Source organism: Photobacterium sanctipauli (assembly GCF_003026495.1).
GTDB classification, from domain to species: Bacteria; Pseudomonadota; Gammaproteobacteria; order Enterobacterales; family Vibrionaceae; genus Photobacterium; species Photobacterium sanctipauli.
In genome coordinates, this window is sequence record NZ_PYMA01000002.1 from 646112 (window position 1) to 667417 (window position 21306).

General features: G+C 46.8%; 17 protein-coding genes and 6 tRNA genes. 3 read left to right on the forward strand and 20 right to left on the reverse strand.

Translation table 11 applies throughout. The features are described from left to right. Nucleotides 1-50: 50 nt before the first annotated feature. The 13 genes from C9I98_RS05990 to C9I98_RS06050 form a co-directional block, all read right to left on the reverse strand. The gene (locus C9I98_RS05990; protein ID WP_245907094.1) at nt 51-1031 is read right to left on the reverse strand and encodes a DUF2860 domain-containing protein; all 981 of its coding nucleotides are present in this window, start codon (nt 1029-1031) and stop codon (nt 51-53) included. Between the two features lie 206 nt (nt 1032-1237). Next, a complete protein-coding gene (locus C9I98_RS05995) occupies nt 1238-2587 on the reverse strand; it encodes a patatin-like phospholipase family protein (RefSeq protein ID WP_158262663.1) in 1350 nt (449 codons plus the stop codon). Nucleotides 2588-2797: 210 nt separating this feature from the next. Next, nucleotides 2798-2873, reverse strand: a tRNA-Val gene (locus tag C9I98_RS06000). Nucleotides 2874-2929: 56 nt separating this feature from the next. Further along, nucleotides 2930-3006 (reverse strand) — tRNA-Val (locus tag C9I98_RS06005). 43 nt (nt 3007-3049) lie between these two features. Then, nucleotides 3050-3126 (reverse strand) — tRNA-Val (locus tag C9I98_RS06010). A 19-nt stretch (nt 3127-3145) separates the two neighbouring features. Continuing rightward, nucleotides 3146-3222: transfer RNA gene (locus tag C9I98_RS06015), tRNA-Val, on the reverse strand. Between the two features lie 40 nt (nt 3223-3262). Then, nucleotides 3263-3339: transfer RNA gene (locus tag C9I98_RS06020), tRNA-Val, on the reverse strand. A gap of 19 nt (nt 3340-3358) precedes the next feature. Beyond that, a tRNA-Val gene (locus C9I98_RS06025) sits at nt 3359-3435 on the reverse strand. A gap of 240 nt (nt 3436-3675) precedes the next feature. Then, nucleotides 3676-4461: a ParA family protein gene (locus tag C9I98_RS06030; RefSeq protein WP_036824503.1), complete on the reverse strand. Its 786-nt coding sequence runs from the start codon at nt 4459-4461 to the stop codon at nt 3676-3678. Nucleotides 4462-4529: 68 nt separating this feature from the next. Further along, nucleotides 4530-4790 (reverse strand): DUF5062 family protein, encoded by a 261-nt coding sequence (locus C9I98_RS06035; protein WP_036824506.1) that lies wholly within the window; start codon nt 4788-4790, stop codon nt 4530-4532. A 136-nt stretch (nt 4791-4926) separates the two neighbouring features. Next, complete coding sequence (locus C9I98_RS06040) at nt 4927-5964, reverse strand: DUF3080 domain-containing protein (protein WP_107271708.1); 1038 nt, start codon at nt 5962-5964, stop codon at nt 4927-4929. Nucleotides 5965-6079: 115 nt separating this feature from the next. Continuing rightward, nucleotides 6080-7450 (reverse strand): MATE family efflux transporter, encoded by a 1371-nt coding sequence (locus C9I98_RS06045; RefSeq protein ID WP_107271709.1) that lies wholly within the window; start codon nt 7448-7450, stop codon nt 6080-6082. A 160-nt stretch (nt 7451-7610) separates the two neighbouring features. Beyond that, complete coding sequence (locus C9I98_RS06050; protein ID WP_036828028.1) at nt 7611-9446, reverse strand: diguanylate cyclase; 1836 nt, start codon at nt 9444-9446, stop codon at nt 7611-7613. A gap of 160 nt (nt 9447-9606) precedes the next feature. Between C9I98_RS06050 and C9I98_RS06055 the strand changes: the two genes are divergently transcribed. Next, the gene (locus C9I98_RS06055) at nt 9607-10221 is read left to right on the forward strand and encodes a riboflavin synthase (RefSeq protein ID WP_036828026.1); all 615 of its coding nucleotides are present in this window, start codon (nt 9607-9609) and stop codon (nt 10219-10221) included. 52 nt (nt 10222-10273) lie between these two features. Here the strand turns inward: C9I98_RS06055 and C9I98_RS06060 are convergent, their stop codons facing one another. The 7 genes from C9I98_RS06060 to hutC form a co-directional block, all read right to left on the reverse strand. Continuing rightward, nucleotides 10274-10477 (reverse strand): CPXCG motif-containing cysteine-rich protein, encoded by a 204-nt coding sequence (locus tag C9I98_RS06060; RefSeq protein WP_036828023.1) that lies wholly within the window; start codon nt 10475-10477, stop codon nt 10274-10276. A 558-nt stretch (nt 10478-11035) separates the two neighbouring features. Next, entirely contained in the window at nt 11036-11905 is an 870-nt protein-coding gene (locus tag C9I98_RS06065; protein ID WP_036827598.1) for a fructosamine kinase family protein, read from the reverse strand. 238 nt (nt 11906-12143) lie between these two features. Then, nucleotides 12144-13676: a histidine ammonia-lyase gene (gene hutH / locus C9I98_RS06070; RefSeq protein WP_036827595.1), complete on the reverse strand. Its 1533-nt coding sequence runs from the start codon at nt 13674-13676 to the stop codon at nt 12144-12146. A gap of 26 nt (nt 13677-13702) precedes the next feature. Next, nucleotides 13703-15403 (reverse strand): urocanate hydratase, encoded by a 1701-nt coding sequence (gene hutU, locus C9I98_RS06075; RefSeq protein WP_107271710.1) that lies wholly within the window; start codon nt 15401-15403, stop codon nt 13703-13705. A 70-nt stretch (nt 15404-15473) separates the two neighbouring features. After that, the gene (gene hutG / locus C9I98_RS06080; protein ID WP_036832355.1) at nt 15474-16502 is read right to left on the reverse strand and encodes a formimidoylglutamase; all 1029 of its coding nucleotides are present in this window, start codon (nt 16500-16502) and stop codon (nt 15474-15476) included. After that, nucleotides 16492-17781, reverse strand: coding sequence for an imidazolonepropionase (gene hutI / locus C9I98_RS06085; RefSeq protein WP_081879154.1), 1290 nt, complete (start codon nt 17779-17781; stop codon nt 16492-16494). The genes hutG and hutI overlap by 11 nt, the downstream gene beginning before the upstream one ends. Nucleotides 17782-18036: 255 nt before the next feature. After that, the gene (gene hutC, locus C9I98_RS06090; protein WP_036832353.1) at nt 18037-18741 is read right to left on the reverse strand and encodes a histidine utilization transcriptional repressor HutC; all 705 of its coding nucleotides are present in this window, start codon (nt 18739-18741) and stop codon (nt 18037-18039) included. 141 nt (nt 18742-18882) lie between these two features. Here hutC and yqfB point away from each other — a divergent pair, with 141 nt between their 5' ends. After that, a complete protein-coding gene (gene yqfB / locus C9I98_RS06095; protein ID WP_036832358.1) occupies nt 18883-19185 on the forward strand; it encodes a N(4)-acetylcytidine aminohydrolase in 303 nt (100 codons plus the stop codon). 186 nt (nt 19186-19371) lie between these two features. Then, on the forward strand, nt 19372-21303 hold the full coding sequence (thrS, locus tag C9I98_RS06100) for a threonine--tRNA ligase (protein ID WP_036832351.1): 1932 nt from the start codon (nt 19372-19374) through the stop codon (nt 21301-21303). Nucleotides 21304-21306: the final 3 nt, after the last annotated feature.

Consider the following 21306-nt stretch of genomic DNA (forward strand, 5'->3'; position numbering starts at 1 on the left):
TGGCTTTGCTATGCAAATAGTTTAATTAAGTGATCGTTGTAATGGTTTGTTCATTTAAATCGATACAACATACCAGCGCTGAGCAACTGAACAGATGAATCGTAAAATTTGATATCGCTGTCTTCTTCAAACCACACTACGCCGGTATTGAATAACCAGTTCTTCCAGCCGAATGGTGCCCCGTAGAACGCAGTGAAGCTGGCCCCGTAACGCTGAGTATCTGCTTTTTGGTCATAGATAGGATTTTCTTCGTCGTAATTCAGCCCTGCAATCGAAGCGTTTGAGACAAAGTGCCATCGACCCATTGAATAGATGTAATTGACGTTAAGTGCCACACCATCATACGCCATAGACTCACCATCTAAGTCTTGGTCGATAAACGTAAATTGCGGGCTGATGATGTGTTTTCCTTTATCAACATTGAAGGTGTACTTAATTGCAAAGCGGCGGCTATCGCCATTACGATCAAGCGCATTTTTCTCCTCTTCCATTAAGCCTAAAAACTCACCACTACGTTCGTCATCAATGTCGATTTCACGCTGTGAATAAGAAAGTTCAAGGCCAGTGCCGTACATTTTATCCCAGATAAGACGAAAACCATTACTTGTGCGGTCGGTGCTGTTTCTATCGCTATTCTCAACAAATGGATCTTCCCATACTTCAGTGGCTAGCGGGGTTTGAAGGTAGCTAACACCGATAATACCGGCTTTGCCGATTTCTTGGCGAATACCTGCTCGGGTTGAGAAATCGAAACGTAGGTAATCTTCTAGTTGGTTACCGAGAAATATTTGGGTACGAGATTCAGCAAAGGTATATGCGATTTCTAACCCAATAACAGGGATACCTGCACTTTTATCCTTGGGCGAATCGAACACGGAATCAATAGACTTATTACCAAGATTAATACCTGAAATTTCAGCGAGGGTGTTAGATTCGACATTGGTAATACCTGCACCCAGGTTTACAAACCCGCTAAAGCCATCTTGTTGAGGAATAGCATCAAGCGCATAGGCTTGGCTGCATGCTGCCAAGCCTATTAATAAGAGTTTAAGGTTTAAAAGTCTGAATTTAACAAATCTAAGCTTTCGCATAAGACCCCAAGCCACTGGTTGTTTGGCTCTCAGTTTAGTTCAGCGACAAAGGTCGGGGTGTCTATCTTTACTAACGTCGTGCTAGTGAGAAATTTTAATTTGTCTCATGATACAAACTGTAAATCAGGCAAGTTTGTAGTTGTAGTTCAGTCATTTAATTGCTCGAGTAATTGGTTGTATAACGGGTGGTTTAATAACTGTCGCTCGCCTTCATCAACCAGTAAGGTAACGTCGTTTTTGTCTAGGGTAAAATCAGTTGGAATGGTGTTGGCGTCAAAACGGGTGGTGGGGTGGGGGATTTTTTTCAATGTAACATGAAGAAAATACGGGTCGGTAGCTATCCCCGCTTCTTTTTCAGCTAGCTCAGCCCATTCCAGTAAGTTCCCCCAGATCACTTTCTTGGTGGCGTCGTTATAGCGATGGAGTTGAGTGTCGGTAATGGCAGAAAGGGTATCGGTGATACTGGGTTCGTCGGCGGACTGTTCAAATTGATAATAGGGCTCGGTTGATGCATCCACCGAAATAATGAGCATGTGTGAGCGGGGTTTGACTTCGACTTGATCTATGAAGGCTTCACTCCCGCCACTGCTTTCCACTAAATCGTAGATCGCTAATAAACCTAGGTTGTCAGAAATACCCCCATCAACAAGGTGAATATACTTGCGACGTTGCTTATTTTGGTAACTACGTAGGCCGTCGATGGTGCGTTGAATTTGGGGATCCACACTTTGGCGTTCAAGGTCGAATCCATTACTAGGTTTGCAACCTGGGTAGTTGTTGAGAACCACAGGGCTGAACATGACGGGTACAGCTGCTGAGGCCATTACTGCATCGGCCACGGGGTAGTGGCTAAGATCTGAGCACAACAAATCAAAGTACTCTTGCAGAAAAGAAAAGCGAACACCTGAGCCTAAATCGGTCGCATTTAAAATGATGGTTGGGCCATTGGTGCGTTGTAAGTCAGCAAATGTGGCGTGATGGAATAGGCTGTCTTGAAAATAGTCGATGGCAAAAGCTGAACGACTTTCGGATGAAAACCAGAGTCTTGGGTCGAACAAGGTATGGAAGAGGTCGCCACCCACGTCCTTATAGAGAAACGCTGATTCGAAGTCGTCAAAAATTTTATCACCGTATAAGCCATAGTAGGCGGCGGTGAAGCTACCGCCGGAAACCGAGCTGATAAAATCAACTTCATCAAGTAACCTTTGAGGGCCGTGTTCGGTATTGATGATAGTTTGATGAAGCGCCTTTAATACCCCATAAGAAAAGGCGGCTGCGCGAGTGCCCCCGCCAGAAAAAGACAGCATGATTGCGATGTCACCTTGATCATGATATTTCATCGCTTCTGTGGCGGAGTAGGGTGGTAGCGTAGGGGAATGGGCTAATGGCTGGTTTATTGCTACTTGGCTGCCGTTTAATGGGCTATTAGATGGTGAATTGCTGGCTGTACAAGCCGTCAGGTATAGCCCAATCATAAAGCATATAAGAAGTCGCACGGCTCCAACCCCACATCGTTTCATTTGAGAATAGCTTAGTTGAGCGATACAACGGTAGCCAAGGTGCCTTAGGTATAAAACGGAATGGGAGTGATGCCAACGCTGCTGGCGTGCTTTGATGTTCAGTCGCTTTGACATTCGAGAATAGCTATCGCCTGATAGCAAAAAAGCCTGCACAAAGTGCAGGCTTTATTTTCTCGTAAGAGAATATGGTGGGCGATACCGGGCTCGAACCAGTGACCCCCTCCTTGTAAGGGAGGTGCTCTCCCAACTGAGCTAATCGCCCGAAATCTTTCGGGTTGTTGCTTGGGATAATGCAACATAATTCGCTTCAAAGCAAATTGGTACGACCGAGTGGACTCGAACCACCGACCCCCACCATGTCAAGGTGGTGCTCTAACCAGCTGAGCTACGGTCGTATAATCTTTAATAACATCACTTAGAAAATGATCTTATCAAAAATGGTGCGTCTGAGTGGACTCGAACCACCGACCCCTACCATGTCAAGGTAGTACTCTAACCAGCTGAGCTACAGACGCATTGTTGATTCTAAGAATTTGGTACGACCGAGTGGACTCGAACCACCGACCCCCACCATGTCAAGGTGGTGCTCTAACCAGCTGAGCTACGGTCGTACTATCTTTAATAAATCTCTTAGCAAGTGACTTACTAAAATGGTGCGTCTGAGTGGACTCGAACCACCGACCCCTACCATGTCAAGGTAGTACTCTAACCAGCTGAGCTACAGACGCATTGTTGATTCTAAGAATCTGGTACGACCGAGTGGACTCGAACCACCGACCCCCACCATGTCAAGGTGGTGCTCTAACCAGCTGAGCTACGGTCGTACTATGTTCCCGTGGAACAGAAGCGATATTAAACACTTCATTCTGGCCGTGCAAGGGCAACGATCGATTAATTTAGAAAAAAGTGATTGTTTGCTTAGAGTTTATCCAAATGAAGAAATAAATCAGTTGTAATGATGGTTTTTACGCCAGTTGTTTGCAACTGGCGTAATGGTAATTATCTGTTATTGAACAGATTATAACCTCAAGGTGTCACTGAAAGCGTTACCTTGAGGTTAATGCTTATACGGCTTTTTCTGTGACTTCTTCAAGCTTATGGTACAACTGCTCGAAGGTTTGGGTGAGTTTATGATTCGGCAACAAGTGAATAAGAGGTCGCTGATGATAGTGCGACTCTTTCATCTTGATTGATAGCGGGAGGTAAGGCTTTAGAATTGGCAAGCCTAAATCTTGAAGATCTTCGATGATCTGGCTTGGGAACTTCGCCTGAGCATTGAACATATTGACGATCACACCTTCGACGTCAAGTTTAGGGTTATGATCTTCGCGCAACTCGGCCACATTGTTAAGCAAGGTGATCAGTGCCTGCTGGGAAAAACTATCGCAATCAAACGGGATAAGTAGCTTGTTGGCGGCAATTAGCGCAGCTTTACTAAAGAAATTCAGATTAGGCGGCGTGTCGATGTATATTCGATCATAGCTTTTTTCCAACTCTTCAAGCGCATCGCGGAGCTTGTAAATCTTGTAACGGCGCTCAAGCTCAGATTCAATTTTTTCAAGCTTAGGGCTTGAAGGGATCAAATCCAGATTGTTGAAGGCGGTGGGTTGGGGGAAGTCTTTAACCGGCGTGGAGACCGAAAACCAGCCAACGGTCTGGTTCAATAAGTCGGCGATGGTTTTGTTACTGTCACTGGCAATGTTATAGCCAAGATAATGGCTGCTGTTGCCCTGTACATCCAGATCAATTAATAAAGTTTTGTAGCCATTTGCTGCGCTCAATGCAGCAAGGTTTGCGGTGATGCTAGATTTTCCGACGCCACCTTTTTGGTTAAATACCACCCGACGCATAGTTGGTTCCTGCCTTGGAATATGTTTATGACGAATACGTTACCTGACCTGAATATGAGCCGCAATGCTTAATTCAGCAACTCGTGATCAGCTGGTAATAAGCGGGTGATCCATAGTACCAGCTTATGTTTCATGTTTGGGCCGTCTTCTTTGTCTTCGGGCAATGGCGTGATCTGTTTGAACTCGACCAGTAAACGGTAAATACACTCTACCTTATCTTTAGCTGAGACACTTTTATCTAGGTCGCCATAGCCTTGTTTTTGTGCAAAGGCAAAACCCAGCTCTAAGGCTTTTTTCAGTAGTTTTGCTTCATTCTTGTGTTTTTTCATTTTAGGCTCCAGCCACAACATGTGTGTGATCATACTAGAGGCTAAAAGTGACATTGGATAGTTCGGGAGCCTAAATCTTTGCGCTATCCCGCTGTTGCGACGCTATTTTTATGTGTCTTACATGGCTGTTGCCAAATTAGCCCAATGGGCTTCTGCCCACTTTAATGTTGCAGCGCTTGAAAACGCGCTGCCAAAATTGAACGTGGGCTAGCGTGGCACGACGGAAATCCTCATGCATCTCGCCCATCAGGTAGTAGTTGATGTAGGGGGTCATCTCCGGCGTTTTCAGGCTATGTTGTAACAGCAGTTGGCTAAGTATCGGTTGAATTTCAAGGTACTGTGAGTCAAGTTCGGCGAGATAGCTTTGTAGATCAGTGGCGAAAAACTTATAGAAAACGTTAGTTAGGTATTGTGCGGTTTGCTGGTTTCGCCCTTCGCCACAAATGATACGTTGTTCTTGGCTTTCGAGCATGGTTGTGATGGCATCCAGCCATTGGCTGGATAACGAGATTGAATATATTAGCTGCCCAAAGTAATGGTGGGGGTGAATTTGCTCCTGGTGGTAAAGCACGCGCTCGGCTTGCTTGTCGGGAACGCTTTGCTGGTCATTAATCTGAGAAGATAAATAAAGTAAGTATTTGAACGCATTGAGGCTTTCATTAAAGCCGTAAAATTCATTTAAGCTAAAGGGTTGGTGGAATAGGGTGAGTTGTTGTCGCCACTCCTTACCGGTGACGAGCATGTTCCACAAGTAGATAGGCAGTTGTGCCTGTTTTTGCTGCTCAAATGAACGTAACTCATCGCTGAGCTCGAAGTCATCGGGTAGGGTTTTTAAGCAGTGTTCGATCCCCCTAAGTAGCATCAATTCGTAACGTAATTGGCGGGATTTATCTTGAACCTTGCCCAGTATCGAATTGCGCTCTGCGATGAGGTTGAATAGGCCGCATTTGCGAAGCTCGTAAGCATCGAGAATACCAATTCGAATATCTTCAACCGGTAAGGTCAACTCTCTGGTGGCAGGAAATTCTGGTATATCACCAGGTTTGGCTGAGGCAGCGCTGATGTCGAGTACATTCGCCAGTCGTTGGCTATAGGTTTTAAATTGTGCCGTTGCTGTATCACGCTCGCACCCAATTAACAGCCAGCAACAACAAATTAAGAAAACATAACGCATTCATTTGCCATCATTTAGTTTGATTGTTTAATTATACGAAGCAAATAAAACAAAAGGCGACCCAGGGTCGCCTTTATCATCTCGAAGTTGGTTTGAGTAGGAGAATGGCTAGCAGTTAACGTAGCGACATGGCAATTTGGCTTTCATCATCTTGGCGGTGAATCCAGCGAAGACGCGTTGCCAGCATAATCGCAGCTGCAGTTAAGCCGATAATGTTACCGATCCAGAACCCGTGAGGCCCCATAGGCTCGCCCAACCAGTCGGTGATACCCAAGATGTAGCCAATGGGTAATCCTAAAATCCAGTAAGCAATAAAGGTGCGGATAAAGATAGCGCGCATGTCTTTGTAACCGCGCAGGGCACCCGCTGCAACAACCTGTATCGCATCGGTACATTGGTAAACTGCAGCGAGGAACAGCAGCTGGCCGGCGATAAAGATAACTTCAGGGTTATCGGTGTACATTTGGGCGATTTGCTCACGGAACACAACCGTAAGCACGGCAGTAAGCATTGCAGTAAGCAGGCCTACCAACAGCCCACAATGGGATGCAATTTTAGCTTCTTCAATGTCTTTTCGGCCCAGAAGGTGGCCGACACGAATACTCAGAGCGGCACCAATACTCATCGGGATCATGAAAATCAACGATGAGAAGTTACTCGCCACCTGATGGGCAGCAACGGTAATGGAGCCCAGTGGTGATATTAGCAAGGCGATGGCAGCAAACAGTGAGACTTCAAAGAAAATAGATGCCGCAACCGGTAGCCCTAGTTTGAATAATCGGCTGATAGCACCCAGTTGAGGCTTATGCCAGTGGCTGAATAAACCGACACTGTTTAGTTTTTTATTTAGCTTGATATATACCAGCATGGAGCCAAACATGAGCCAGTAAACAATGGCGGTTGCCACGCCACAGCCCACACCACCCAAAGCGGGGGCACCGAACTTACCGTAGACAAAAATCCAGTTCAGCGGGATATTGACGGCTAGGCCAATAAAGCCAATGACCATAGCGGGTATGGTAAGGGATAAGCCTTCAGAGAAAGATTTCAGGGTTTGGAAAAAGAGAAGACCCGGCACGGCAAACAAGACAGCGTGAAGGTAGCCAATGGTTTTTTCAGCTAACGCTTGCTCAACGTCCATCATGTCAACTAATGCACCAGCATTGTAGAGCACAAGAATGATAGGCACAGAAATGATGGCTGCCAGCATGAAGCCGTGCTGTACTTCGAATGGAATTTTTTCTTTCTTGCCTGATCCATTGAGGGTCGCAACGATGGGTACAAGTGCGATCAACAATCCCACACCGAACAGGATGGAAGGAAGCCAGATACTGGCGGCGACAGAAACTGCCGCCATGTCAGTTGCGCTGACGCCACCTGCCATCACCGTATCGACAAACCCCATGGATGTTTGGGCAACAGACGCGATAAGAACGGGAAAAGCAAGTTTGAGTAGGTGGCGTGTCTCACGCCGATAATTATGCACGAAAGCGCTCCTGAAGGATCAGAGATTAAAATCGCGTGAATTATAACGGTTTAACGGTGTGAAACAATTGGCGCAGGCCGAAAAGCTTAATAATAATAAGCGCTATAGAGATCTTAGTATGCTAAAGCAAGTTTCAACCTGTTGGCATTATTCTCGTGAATCATTGACCCTCATGAGCCAATGATTCGAGAACGATTTGGGATTTTCCTGAGTGCTTGGCTTGATATAGCAACTTATCTGCAGCGGCATAAGCCTTTTCTGGATTACCGCAACAGTAACTGGCGCCAATGCTGGTTGAAATTGTAATACTTAGGCCTTCGTGCTCTAGCGGGGAGCGTTTTAACAAAGCAAATAAATTGCTGGCGATCTGCGTTATGTCATTTTTACTGGCTTTGGTGCACCAAATAGCGAACTCTTCACCCCCGACGCGGCCAATTAAGGTATTGGGCTTAAGCACCTGTTGGCAAAGTTGGGTAAAGTGCTTCAATACCTCGTCACCAATGAGGTGGCCGTATTTATCATTGATGGTTTTGAAGTTGTCTAAATCAAGAATAAGCAACCAGCCATTTCTTCTGGCACTTTCTGCTTCTAGCTGCTCCCAGAAATAACCACGGTTTGAAATGCCAGTGAGGGAGTCGATGTACGCTAACGCCTTAAGCTTTTCATTGGCTTCGGTTAGTGCAATGGTGCGACGTTTAACTTGTTCTTCTAGCTTGCTATTTTGAGCTTCGAGCAATGCGTTCAGACGAATAGTTTCTTGTTGTTCTTGCTCCAGCTTGTTAATGGTAGAAGCCAGATTTGAGGTCATTTGATTAAATGAGGTGGCTAATTCACCTAATTCATCCTCACGCTCGATTTTAATGATTTTTTGCTTTTTGCCATGGCTGATTCGTTTGGCTGTTTTAGTCAGCTGTTGTATCGGCGATAAAATATGTAATGTTGACAGTTTGCCAAAGTACAAGGCGAAAAGAACCATTATCAGGGTGAGGGCGAAGGCTGAGTTGTTGGCATTTTCTAAAGCAGGCGAAAAATCAGACAGGGGTGAATAAAAGACGAGGCTGAGCTGATATCTATTTGCGCTACCAATCGGGTAGTGGGTGACAAAACCTACCCAATCTTCGTTTTCATAGCGAGTGGTTTGCACTGACTCTTGAGTTTGACGAGTGTTATTGACCAACTGATACAGCACAGGTGTGCGTTGTTCTGAAACGGTTTGCAATTGACCGTCGATCGCATGGTGCTTGCTGTCTGAGCTGGCTAAGATGGTTTCGCTATCATTGAGAATAGCGACGAAACCATTCTCACTGAGCTTATTTTTTTTAAGTCGGCTAATGACACTGTCTAACGTGAGATCTAGCCCCCAAACGCCGAGAATATTGCCGTCTTCATCGCGAAGTGCTTTCGATAAACTGGCACCAAGTAGGCTTTGGTCAATCGCGCCCTTGTATATTTTGCTCCATACCGGTTTGTCTGCTGCTATAGCATTCTGGTACCACCCACGCTCTGTGGCATTAAAGTAGTCGTTGTGGCCAATTTGATTGCTGTTGAGGCCCTGGTAGTCAGTTACAAAGCTCGAAAGTGGCCCGGCGACGCCGTTGTTAGATTCAATCCGGATAAAGTTGCCTTCGGTGTCTGATCCGAAAGAGATTATCCCGCCTTGAGGATTGGCAAAGTAAAAGTAATCGATACTGCTATGGTGATTCAGTATGTGGGCTATATGAGAAAAGAGTTGCTCTCGGTGCTTGATGATTTCCGGTAGTTGCTCGGCGTAGCGTTCTTGGTGCAGATAAACGTGGTTGGCTTCTTCGAAGAAGCCATCAAGTTGATTTTTTACCGCCTTGCTAGAGTGCTGGTAAAGTCGTTCTATGGTTTGCAGTACCACCTTTTCAGAGCTTTGATGCCAAAGTACACCAATTGGAAAAGCGGTTAATAGGACAAAAACTGTCAAAGTAAGTTGGATATGTAAACCAAGATTGTTAGACAGCTTTTTTAGCATGTGAAACCAATGTATAAAATGAATAACTGAAAGCGAAAATTAACGTGTAAAGAATATCGTTTTATATGGGCTTATTCAAATCAACTCGCTATTTACTTAAGGGATATCTTGATATTATCTTGTCTATTCGGAAATTCGTTAGAACACTTAAGAGGTTGAGATGTTTACCGGTATTGTACAAGGAACGGCAAAAGTTGTTGCTATCGATAAGAAAGAACGTTTTCAAACGCATGTCATTCAATTGAGCCCTGAAATGCATGAAGGGTTAGCCATCGGTGCGTCTGTTGCTCACAATGGTTGCTGTTTAACCGTGACGAAAATCGAGAACGACTTAGTCTCGTTTGACCTGATGCAAGAAACCTTGGCCGTGACGAACCTTGGCCTCTTAGAGGTAGGTGATAGTGTTAATGTTGAGCGAGCTGCCAAGTTCGGAGATGAAATTGGTGGTCACTCCATGTCGGGACATATTAATAGCCTGACCACGATCAGTAGTATCGAATCAAGCGAGAATAATCGAACTATCTGGTTTTCTATTCCTGAAGGTTACCAAAAGTATATTTTACGCAAAGGTTATATTGGCTTGGATGGGTGTTCGTTGACTATCGGTGATGTAGAAGATGGCCGCTTTAATGTCCACTTAATTCCAGAAACACTTCAGCGCACCTTGTTCGGTGAGCGAATTGTTGGCGCTAAGGTGAATTTAGAAATTGACCCGCAAACTCAGGCAATTGTTGATACGGTTGAGCGTGTTTTAGCGCAGCGTACAGGCTTGTAACTGACCCTCGAAGATAAAAGAAAACCCCGCCAGGGGTTTTCTTTTGAATAGGTCAAAATATTTGCTCGTCATCAGCATCAACAAAGAGGTTGATGGTTTTGTGCAACTCATCCACCTGCATGTTTAGGTGAATGGCATGACAACAAGCAGGACAGTCGTCGTAGAACTCTTGGCTGCCAGCACTCGCGTCAAGTGTTATATGAATGTTGTGTCCACAGTGGGGGCACGCAACAGACTGCTCTGTATAGTTTTTCATTTCTACTCCTTGGTACGTGCGTAGCACATACTTTTACTATAACTCGCTTCCTTACTTTCTTGTATTTTTTACCCAACGGCATAAATCGCCATGTGACGCAGTTAGGTAATGCACACACATGAAGTGGTATAAGAGCCACTATCATATTGAGCTTGCATTTCAACTTTAGCGGCTGTCATTTGTTTGTGCCTAAAATTAAGGACAAAGTATGACTGAGGATATACTTCTCGAAATCTAAGGCGGGTATTTGTAAGAAAAGAATAAAAAGACTGGAAATTCTGATTTTATTTTTATTAATGGAATAATTAATAGGTCAGAAAGGGAACATTTTGGTGAAATAGCTAGTGAATAAAATGCCATGTAACTCAATTATGTTATTCACTTGCTATTGAGTTGTCGGGAAAAGCTGACAAGGCTGAAATAACCCTCTGATTTACTTCGGGCAACGAGCTAAGTTGATTAGCGGCGATAAATATGAAAACACCACTACCATCATATCCGGTAGTGGTGCCTAGCAGTAAAACTCAATCGAGCGATAATTCACTTTTAAAGGTGAGGTTAATCACCGTGTAATTGGAGTTTATCGATGAGTTGCTCTGCTTGGTGTATATAGCTACCGCCAAACAGGTTGCAGTGGTTAAGAATATGGTAAAGGTTGTAGAGATCTTTACGTTCGGCGTAGCCTTCATCGAGCGGCCATATCGATTGGTAGCCATCGTAGAAGGATTGCGAAAAGCCACCAAAGAGCTCTGTTAGCGCAATATCACATTCGCGGTCGCCCCAGTAGCAAGCAGGATCGAAAATAATAGGCCCAGTAACAGTGAGGGCGGTATTGCCATGCCAGAGGTCGCCGTGCAATAACGAGGGCTTCGGCTTGTGGTTCATCAGTAACTGGATCACGCGGCTGGTAATCGTGTCGATATTGCCGAGCTCAATGCCTTTCTCTTGGCATAGTTGTAATTGCCAGGCAATACGCTGTTCAGCAAAGAATCGACACCAGCGTCGGCGCCACTTGTTGGGCTGTGGCGTCAAACCAATGTAGTTATCGTAATCAAAGCCATACTCACCTTGCTCGCCCCATGAGTGCAGCCGTGCTAATTGCTGTCCTAGGGTGTAGGCGGCTGTATCATCGATAACTTTCGTGGGGAGGTAGTTGAGTATTAGGAATGATTTATCCTTGGTTGTACCCATATGGATAAACTGTGGCACTTGGATACAATCGGATTCATTGAGGGCGTCTAAGCTTTCGACTTCAGATTCGAATATGGCGGACTGCTCCCTGTCATTTAACTTTACAAAGAAGCGTTCATTACCATCACCAATGCAGTAGCACTCGTTGATATCACCGCCTTCTACTGCTTCTTTTTCACTAATCTTGAAAGGCCTATCCAAGACCTCAGACAGTTGGTGAGAAATTGCTTGCCACATAGCATCCTCCACGAAACATCAATCAGTTGATGAGCACCAGTTATCATCATAGTAGTCTATTTATTGGTCAAATAACTGGGTGCTTATCAAGGTTTTATATTATCGAAGGCGTCAAAATTGCTGAAATGATAGCTTAATCAACGTTATGGCAAGAAGTTAAAAGTGAGAAGAGTAAATAAAAAGCCGAACAAAAGTGTTCGGCTTTAGGATAAAAAAGTCGTTTAAAGGCTTACAAACCCTAGATGCTTGGTAGTAGCTGCGATGGCATCAGGCCATTGAAGTTTGCTTCAAGCAGCAGCTGGTTGGCTTTTTCTATGTCAGGGGCGAAATAGCGGTCTTTGTCATAGAAATCAACGCGGGCGCGAAGCATTTCCTTGGCTTGTTCGATACGCTCAGAACTGCGGTTTGGCTTTCTGAAATCAAGCCCTTGTGCAGCGGCAAGGATTTCCACAGCCAGAATACCTCGGGTGTTCTCGGCCATGTCTTTCAGCCTACGTCCTGCGAACGTGGCCATAGAAACGTGATCTTCCTGGTTTGCCGAAGTTGGTAGGCTGTCTACCGACGCTGGGTGGGCCAGGGTCTTGTTTTCACTAGCCAGCGCTGCGGATGTGACTTGAGCGATCATAAAGCCGGAGTTAACACCGCCATTGTCGACCAAGAACGGTGGCAATTTGCTTAGGCCGCTGTCGATAAGTAGCGCCATGCGACGCTCTGAAAGGCTGCCGATTTCGGCAATCGCCAAGGCGAGGTTATCAGCGGCCATGGCAACAGGTTCTGCATGGAAGTTACCGCCAGAAATGATGTCGCCATCATCGGCGAATACCAGTGGGTTATCCGATACGGCATTGGCTTCAACTTCAAGAATATCGGCCGCGTGGCGGATCTGTTGAAGGCAAGCCCCCATGACTTGTGGTTGGCAGCGCAGTGAATAGGGGTCTTGTACCTTTTCGCACTGCTGGTGGGAAAGGCCAATTTCACTCTCTTTACCAAGTAGGTGGCGGTAAGCATCTGCTGCATCAATTTGACTGCGGTGGCCGCGCACTCGATGGATACGAGGGTCAAATGGACGGCGACTACCCAAGGCCGCCTCTACGGACATGGCACCACATACCGTGCCGGATGCGTAAAGATCTTCTGCTGCAAATAAGCCTTCAAGTGCAAACGCAGTGGATGCTTGGGTGCCATTGAGCAATGCCAATCCTTCTTTTGGTGCGAGGGTGATCGGTTCTAGCCCTGCAATCTTCAATGCCGCAGCCCCACTAATGACTTCGCCATTATGGCGAGCCTGACCTTCACCCAGCAGAACCGTGCTCATATGGGCGAGGGGAGCGAGATCACCGGACGCACCGACGGAGCCCTTTTTGGGGATGCAAGGGTAAACTTCTGCATTGAGCAGGGTGATCAGCGCATCAACAACCATTGGACGGATACCAGAATAACCGCGTGCCAGGCTGTTCACTTTTAACGCCATCATGAGGCGAACAGTGTGGTCTTCCATGAACTCGCCGATACCAGCTGCATGGGATAGTACGATACTGCGTTGAAGGGTTTCCAAATCTTCTACCGCGATACGGGTATTTGCCAATAGGCCAAAGCCAGTATTGATACCATAAACGACCTTATCTTCAGCGATGACCTGTTCAACGGCCTGGGTACTGGCAAGCATGTCTCCATACGCACATTTGCTCAGTGACAATGTCACTTTGTGGCGGCTGATATGGCGAAGTTGAGTCAGCGACAATTTGCCCGGATTAATTTCAATTTGGTACATACAACATCCTTATATTTGTCGAGTGACTATGATTGAGTGTCGGTGATCATCGGCAGATCAAGTTTCTGCTCTTTGGCACAATTAATGGCAATGTCATAACCTGCATCCGCATGGCGCATAACCCCAGTGCCTGGGTCATTGCGAAGGACACGGCCAACACGCTCGGCGGCTTCATCGCTGCCGTCACAAACAATGACCATACCTGAGTGCTGGGAGAAGCCCATACCGACACCACCGCCATGGTGCAAGGAAACCCAAGTAGCACCCGATGCAGTGTTAAGGAGGGCGTTGAGTAGTGGCCAATCTGAGACGGCATCTGAACCATCCATCATGCCTTCAGTTTCGCGGTTAGGGCTAGCAACCGAGCCGGAGTCAAGGTGGTCGCGGCCGATCACAATCGGTGCTTTCAGCTCGCCGTTTTTAACCATTTCATTGAAGGCCTTGCCTAGGCGGGCGCGGTCTTTTAAGCCAACCCAGCAGATACGGGCAGGTAGACCTTGGAACTGAATTCGCTCGCGGGCCATATCCAGCCAGTTGTGAAGGTGAGGGTTGTCGGGGATCAGCTCTTTCACCTTCTGATCGGTTTTGTAAATATCTTCAGGATCGCCCGATAGCGCTGCCCAGCGGAATGGGCCGACACCTTCGCAGAATAACGGGCGGATATAGGCTGGAACGAAGCCTGGGAAGTCGAATGCGTTTTCAACGCCTTCCTCAAAGGCCATTTGACGAATGTTGTTGCCGTAATCCACGGTGGCTGAGCCCGCTTCTTGTAACGCCAGCATCGCCTTAACCTGTACCGCCATTGATGCTTTTGCCGCTTTCACAACCGCCGCTTCATCTTTTAGGCGCATTTCAGCGGCATGTTCCATAGACCAGCCTTGTGGCAGGTAACCATTGAGTGGGTCATGGGCAGAGGTTTGGTCAGTGGTGGCATCTGGTACGATGCCACGAGCAACGATGTCAGCGTATACGTCAGCCGCGTTACCCAGAAGGCCCACGGAAACAGGTTTACCGTTTTCTTTTGCTTGTTCAACAATCGCCATTGCTTCGTCGAGCGTGTGTGCCTTGCAATCTACATAGCCGGTGCGCAAACGGTAGTCGATGCGGGTTTCATCGCACTCAACCGCAATCATGGAAAAACCGGCCATAGTCGCCGCCAATGGTTGTGCACCGCCCATGCCGCCCAAGCCGCCCGTTAAGATCCAACGGCCGCTGCTGTCACCGTTAAAGTGTTGTTTAGCCATCGCGACAAAGGTTTCGTAAGTGCCTTGAACAATGCCCTGCGAGCCAATGTAAATCCAGCTGCCTGCTGTCATTTGGCCGTACATCATCAAGCCTTCTTTATCTAGCTCGTTAAAGTGCTCCCAGTTAGCCCAATGCGGTACAAGGTTAGAGTTGGCAATCAGCACGCGAGGGGCATTGCTGTGGGTTTTGAACACACCAACAGGCTTGCCGGATTGAACCAGCAGCGTTTCGTCATCTTCAAGACGCTGTAGAACTTCGACAATTTTGTCATAACATTCCCAGTTACGCGCAGCACGCCCGATACCACCGTATACCACTAAGGCGTGGGGATGTTCTGCTACATCTGGGTGTAAGTTATTCATCAACATCCGTAGCGGGGCTTCTGTCATCCATGATTTTGCATTGAGCTCGGTGCCGGTTGGGGCAATGATGGTGCGAGTTTCATCCAATCGTGGATTAACGTGCGATGTTGGCTGTGTCATTTGGCTCTCCTTGCTGAGCTACCTATTTAAATATTTTGTGTTGCCTTTAGGGCTATTGGGTAGCGCATGATTAACGTAGGGCACGGGCAATGGTCCACACGAGGCGGGCTGCTAGACGTGCAGTTTGACTATCAATATCAAATCTCGGGTTATATTCGGCAATATCGGCAACGAGTACCTTGCTATCACCGTTTTGGGTCTTGCTAGATAGGATTTGGCTAAGTAGGTTTTCGATTATCTCTACCGGTACACCGCGTGCAGCTGGCGCACTTACACCGGGGGCAACAGCGGCTGGAAATACATCCATGTCGATGGTGAGATAAAGGTAATCAGATTGGTCGATAAAGGCTTGAAGCTCCTCCTGAACGGATTCTAGGTTCTGCTGCTTTAGCTCGACATCATCTTTATAGAGTACCGATAGCGTGTCGGCCTTCTGGTATAGTGCCTGGGTATTGCTGGTTCGGCTTAACCCGAGGCAAGCATAGTGAAAAGGCCAGCCTTGTAATTGGCAAAAACGGGCAATTTGATGAAATGGTGTCCCAGAGCTGCCTTGCTCCGATTGCTGGCCACCCGGCGGGTTGCGCAGGTCGAAGTGGGCATCAAAGTTGATGATGCCTACCTTGGGTGTTGAAGGCGCTTTTGCTGAGGAGAAAGCATCTTGGTTTTGTTGTTCATTTACATGCTGCTTCTGGATCAGGTAGTTGCCAATACCTTGAAACGTACCCCATGCCACTTCATGGCCGCCGCCAAGCACCATGACCTTGTGTTTTTGTCGAAGGGCACGGCAAACATCTTCGCCAAGGCGGTGTTGTGCCAATTCGAGGTTGCCATCGCTGCAACAGATGTCTCCACCGTCATAAACGGGCTCGGTATGATGCCAAGCTAGGTTTGCCAGAACCTTGCGGATAGCAACGGGCGCATCAAAAGCACCGGTACGGCCCTTGTTGCGAGATACCCCTTCGTCACAGGCAAAGCCAAGTAACATAATGCCTTCATCGTTGGCTTGATCTGCAGGGCGGATCTTTTGGTGCCATCGCATGCCCAGCTCACCGTCTTCGGGATCCGTTCTACCGGCCCAAACACCCATATCAATTGACATGTTGTTCTCCTGTCGCTGACTGTTCTGCTACGGTCTTGAGGGTATAGCTATGGTGAGGCGCTATTGCTTGGTGTGCGTGAAATAGGTGTCCGTTGACGACCCGGAATTTTAAGTCAGGCACGCCAATACGATATGACAACTCGGCAGGGTGGTTGACATCCCAAGCCGCAAGATCAGCATCCATACCAATTTCAATTTGCCCCTTGCTTGTGCCATGGCCAAGTGCTTTAGCCGCATGACGTGTTACTCCGCCAAGGGCCTCTTCTGGCGTTAGCCTGAACAGGGTACAAGCCATGTTCATCATGGTCCTTAGCGATGCAATAGGGGAAGTGCCAGGATTAAAATCTGTGGCTATCGCCATGGGTACATCAAGGTTCCTAAGTTGGTCGATGGGCGGCATTTGTGTTTCACGCAAGAAGTAAAATGCGCCAGGTAGTAAGGTGGCGACGGTGCCACTGGCTGCGAGGGCCGCGACACCCTCATTATCGAGGTATTCGATATGGTCGACGGATAAGGCACCCATGCGAGCTGCAAGTGCGCTGCCGCCAAGGTTAGATAGCTGCTCGGTATGCCCCTTTATAGCCAGCCCATGCTTTATCGCAGCATCAAAGACACGCTTACATTGGGCGGTCGAAAAACCGATGCCTTCGCAAAATACATCAACGGCATCAGCGAGGTTTTCAGCCGCAGCAGCAGGAATGATTTGCTCGCAAACTAGAGAGATATAGCCATCTGGGTCGTTAGTGTACTCTGGCGGCAAGGCGTGGGCGGCGAGCAGTGTGGTGACAACATTAATATCTTCAAGCTTACCCAAACGCCGGGCAACCCGCAGCATTTTCAGCTCATCGTCGACCGTTAGCCCATAACCAGATTTAATCTCAACGGTGGTTACACCGTCGCTTTTTAAGCCCTGAAGTCGTTTGAGTGCGAGATCGTAAAGCGTCTCTTCACTGGCATGGCGCGTGGCTTGAACCGTTGAAAGAATGCCACCCCCGGCTTTGGCGATGTCCTCGTAAGGCACCTCTTGTAAACGCTGCTCGAATTCTTCTGCTCGATTACCGGCAAAGACTAAATGGGTGTGGCAATCAATGAATCCCGGCGTCACCAATGCACCTTGGCAATCGACAATGTCAGGATGGCCGTGAAAATCATAGTGATCAGCTTCACCGGCAAACATGATTTTGCCATTCTCGATGCCTATCATGGCGTTTTCGATAAGACGATACCCAGAATCTGTATTCATGGTTACCATGCTCAAATTGGTCAACACTCGGTCCATGTCAGTGCCTTTCTTTATTATGTATATACAAATAAATAGGCAATTATTAATAGAAACTCAAGGTGCAATGTAAATAGATTGTGATCATTGTTGTAATTTTTCGCTGCCAGTAGGTGGGAAATGAGAGGAAAAGCAATGTTAAAGAAGGGCTATGAAGTGGATTCTATAACCCTTATTTTGTTGTGATTAATGGCTTGCAGCAATTTGTTTGAAGCAATTAGCTTAGTTACTGTGGCAAAAAGAAGCCGATCAGAACTAAACCGCAGTGCGGGAGCTGAGCTTGTACTTGTCCCCAGGGTGATAGAGTAGGGCGGTACTGACTAACTTATTGCTACTCCAGGTGCGGCGATTCAATAACAGGCAGGGGGATTGCGCAGAGACATGCAGTAAATCGGCGATTCTTTGGTTGGGCAAGAGTGCCTCGACGGTATGCTCGATATCACTGAGCGGGCAAGTCTGAACTAGGTATTCATTGGGTGTTTGACTGGAAAAGTCCTGATCGATATAACTTGGCGCAAAGTCAGGATTCACCCAGCGTTCTTCCAGTTGGATCGGGGTATTGTTTTCGAAGTGCACGATTTGGGTGAAGTACACCTTGGTACCGTGTTTCACGCCCAACCTCAAGGCAACGTCATCGCTGGCTTCGATGCTCATTTGTTTAATGACATCAGAACGATATTGGTGGCCACGGTTTTTCACCTCATCGGCGATATTGCGGATCTCCATCAGTGGCGACTCGGCTTTTTTGTGGCAGACAAAAGTCCCTAGCCTTGGTGTTCTTTTTAGCAACCCTTCCTTAACCAGATCCCGTATCGCTTTGTTAGCCGTCATACGACTAACAGAGAATTGTTCGGAAAGCTCAAGCTCAGTTGGGATCTTGTGCCCTGGCGGCCAAGCGCGGCTACTGATTTTTTCATTGAGGTAATGCTTGATTTGCATATAGCGTGGAGACTGGGTCATTGCTGCTTTCCTTATTTGCCTATACAAATCAAAGCAACTTTTATTCTTCATTTCAAGTTAATAAACTTTTTACCGTGAAATGACTACATTATTGATGTGTTTTAACTGATTTTCGGGGAGGTGACGACAGTGAACAAAGAGATGCTTTTTCTGGCTCGATTTGAAAAAGATGTACTTGCAGAAAAGAAGACAATCACCATTCGCGATGAGGCGGATAGCCACTATGAGCCGGGCAGTGTAGTGGATGCCATCATCTATGAAGAAGGGCGAATGTTTTGCCAGCTAGAGGTGGTGGGCAATGAACCTGTGTTATTGAGCGAACTCAATGAAGTACACGCTCGTGAAGAGAATATGTCGCTAACCCAATTACGGATTGTACTTGAAGAGATATACCCAGGTACAGAGCAACTTTTTGTGGTGAGTTTTCGCTTGGTGAAAAAATAATTGGTTGTGGCTTTGCAATATGTCATAGGCGTTTGTTATATTTACAGCTTCGTTTTTGTATCTGTGAGCCGCTTAGTATTGCGGTAGCAGTATGAAAGCTTCATTTATCTCATAAAAGTTTCTCTAAGCTTTTTAAATTCAACATGTCTTGCTTGGTGTGCAAGACCACTGTGAAAGGACATATACATGCCTGTAATTACTCTTCCTGACGGCAGTCAGCGTCAATTCGATAACCCAGTCTCTACAATGGAAGTCGCGCAATCGATCGGTCCTGGTCTTGCGAAGGCTACCATCGCTGGTCGTGTAAACGGTAACCGTGTAGATGCATGTGATCTAATTGAAGAAGATGCAAGCCTTGAAATCATCACGGCTAAAGATGAAGTTGACGGTCTTGAAATCGTTCGTCACTCATGTGCTCACCTTCTTGGTCACGCGCTTAAGCAGCTATACCCGCAAGCTAAAATGGCGATCGGTCCTACCATCGACAACGGTTTCTACTACGATATCGATCTTGACGAGTCTCTAACGCAAGAAGATCTTGAAAAGATTGAAAAGCGTATGAAAGAGCTGGCAAAGACCAAGTACCAAGTTATCAAGAAAAAGGTTAGCTGGCAGGAAGCACGTGATACGTTTGAATCACGTGGCGAACCATACAAAGTGGAAATCCTAGACGAGAACGTATCTCGCGACGATCGTCCGGGCTTATACCATCACGAAGAATACATCGACATGTGTCGTGGTCCTCACGTACCACACATGGGTTTCTGTCAGCACTTCACGCTACTAAACGTAGCGGGCGCCTACTGGCGTGGTGACAGCGACAACAAGATGCTTCAGCGTATCTACGGTACTGCATTCCACGACAAGAAAGCACTGAAGGCGCACCTAACTCGCCTTGAAGAAGCCGCGAAGCGTGACCACCGTAAGATCGGTAAGCAGCTTGACCTGTTCCACATGCAGCAAGAAGCACCGGGCATGGTATTCTGGCATCACAACGGCTGGACTATCTTCCGTGAGCTTGAAGTATTTGTTCGTGAAAAACTGACTGAATACGATTACCAAGAAGTAAAAGGCCCACTAATGATGGACCGCGTACTTTGGGAACGTTCAGGTCACTGGGACAAGTACGCTGAAGCGATGTTCACCACTTCTTCTGAGAACCGTGAATACGCTATCAAGCCAATGAACTGTCCAGGTCACGTGCAGATCTTCAACCAAGGTCTAAAATCATACCGTGATCTACCATTACGTATGGCGGAGTTCGGCTCTTGTCACCGTAATGAGCCATCTGGCGCATTGCACGGCATTATGCGTGTACGTGGCTTTACCCAGGATGATGCACACGTCTTCTGTACGGAAGCTCAGGTGCAACAAGAAGTTACATCTTGCATCAAAATGGTTTATGATACGTATCAGACATTTGGCTTCGCTAACATTGTTGTTAAGCTATCGACGCGCCCAGAAAAGCGTGTTGGTTCTGACGAAATGTGGGACAAAGCTGAGTCTGACTTGAAACTAGCACTTGAGTCGATGGAAATCCCATACGAGATTCAAGAAGGTGAGGGTGCATTCTACGGTCCTAAGATCGAGTTTACACTTTACGATTGTCTAGATCGTGCATGGCAGTGTGGTACCGTACAGCTAGATTTCGCGCTTCCAGAGCGCCTAGGTGCAACATACGTGGGTGAAGACAACGAACGTCACACTCCAGTTATGATTCACCGTGCTATTCTTGGTTCACTAGAGCGTTTCATCGGTATTCTGATTGAAGAATACGCAGGCTTCTTCCCAACATGGTTGGCGCCTCAGCAAGCTGTAGTGATGAACATTACTGACAGTCAGTCAGAATATGTACAAGAAGTAGTGAAAAAACTGCAAAAAAGTGGAATTAGAGTCAATGCGGACTTGAGAAATGAGAAGATTGGCTTTAAAATCCGCGAACATACTTTGAAGCGAGTGCCTTACATGCTTGTTTGTGGAGACAAAGAAGTCGAAGCAGGCGAGATTGCAGTTCGTACTCGCAAGGGTAAAGATTTGGGTAAATTTAAGATTGACGATCTTGTTGCATTCATGCAGCAAGATATTAGCAGTCGCAAGCTCAATGTTGTGGAGGAATAAGGT

What these genes read in the sequence shown, in the direction of transcription:
- C9I98_RS06030 (WP_036824503.1), bottom strand. Translation starts at nt 4,461, where the DNA reads ATGCGTCGGGTGGTATTTAACCAAAAAGGTGGCGTCGGAAAATCTAGC.
- hutH (WP_036827595.1), bottom strand. Translation starts at nt 13,676, where the DNA reads ATGTACCAAATTGAAATTAATCCGGGCAAATTGTCGCTGACTCAACTT.
- yqfB (WP_036832358.1), top strand. Translation starts at nt 18,883, where the DNA reads ATGCTTTTTCTGGCTCGATTTGAAAAAGATGTACTTGCAGAAAAGAAG.
- C9I98_RS06060 (WP_036828023.1), bottom strand. Translation starts at nt 10,477, where the DNA reads ATGAAAAACTATACAGAGCAGTCTGTTGCGTGCCCCCACTGTGGACAC.
- C9I98_RS06050 (WP_036828028.1), bottom strand. Translation starts at nt 9,446, where the DNA reads ATGCTAAAAAAGCTGTCTAACAATCTTGGTTTACATATCCAACTTACT.
- hutU (WP_107271710.1), bottom strand. Translation starts at nt 15,403, where the DNA reads ATGACACAGCCAACATCGCACGTTAATCCACGATTGGATGAAACTCGC.
- hutG (WP_036832355.1), bottom strand. Translation starts at nt 16,502, where the DNA reads ATGTCAATTGATATGGGTGTTTGGGCCGGTAGAACGGATCCCGAAGAC.
- C9I98_RS06040 (WP_107271708.1), bottom strand. Translation starts at nt 5,964, where the DNA reads ATGCGTTATGTTTTCTTAATTTGTTGTTGCTGGCTGTTAATTGGGTGC.
- C9I98_RS06055 (WP_036828026.1), top strand. Translation starts at nt 9,607, where the DNA reads ATGTTTACCGGTATTGTACAAGGAACGGCAAAAGTTGTTGCTATCGAT.
- hutC (WP_036832353.1), bottom strand. Translation starts at nt 18,741, where the DNA reads ATGACCCAGTCTCCACGCTATATGCAAATCAAGCATTACCTCAATGAA.
- C9I98_RS06035 (WP_036824506.1), bottom strand. Translation starts at nt 4,790, where the DNA reads ATGAAAAAACACAAGAATGAAGCAAAACTACTGAAAAAAGCCTTAGAG.
- C9I98_RS06065 (WP_036827598.1), bottom strand. Translation starts at nt 11,905, where the DNA reads ATGTGGCAAGCAATTTCTCACCAACTGTCTGAGGTCTTGGATAGGCCT.
- thrS (WP_036832351.1), top strand. Translation starts at nt 19,372, where the DNA reads ATGCCTGTAATTACTCTTCCTGACGGCAGTCAGCGTCAATTCGATAAC.
- hutI (WP_081879154.1), bottom strand. Translation starts at nt 17,781, where the DNA reads ATGGACCGAGTGTTGACCAATTTGAGCATGGTAACCATGAATACAGAT.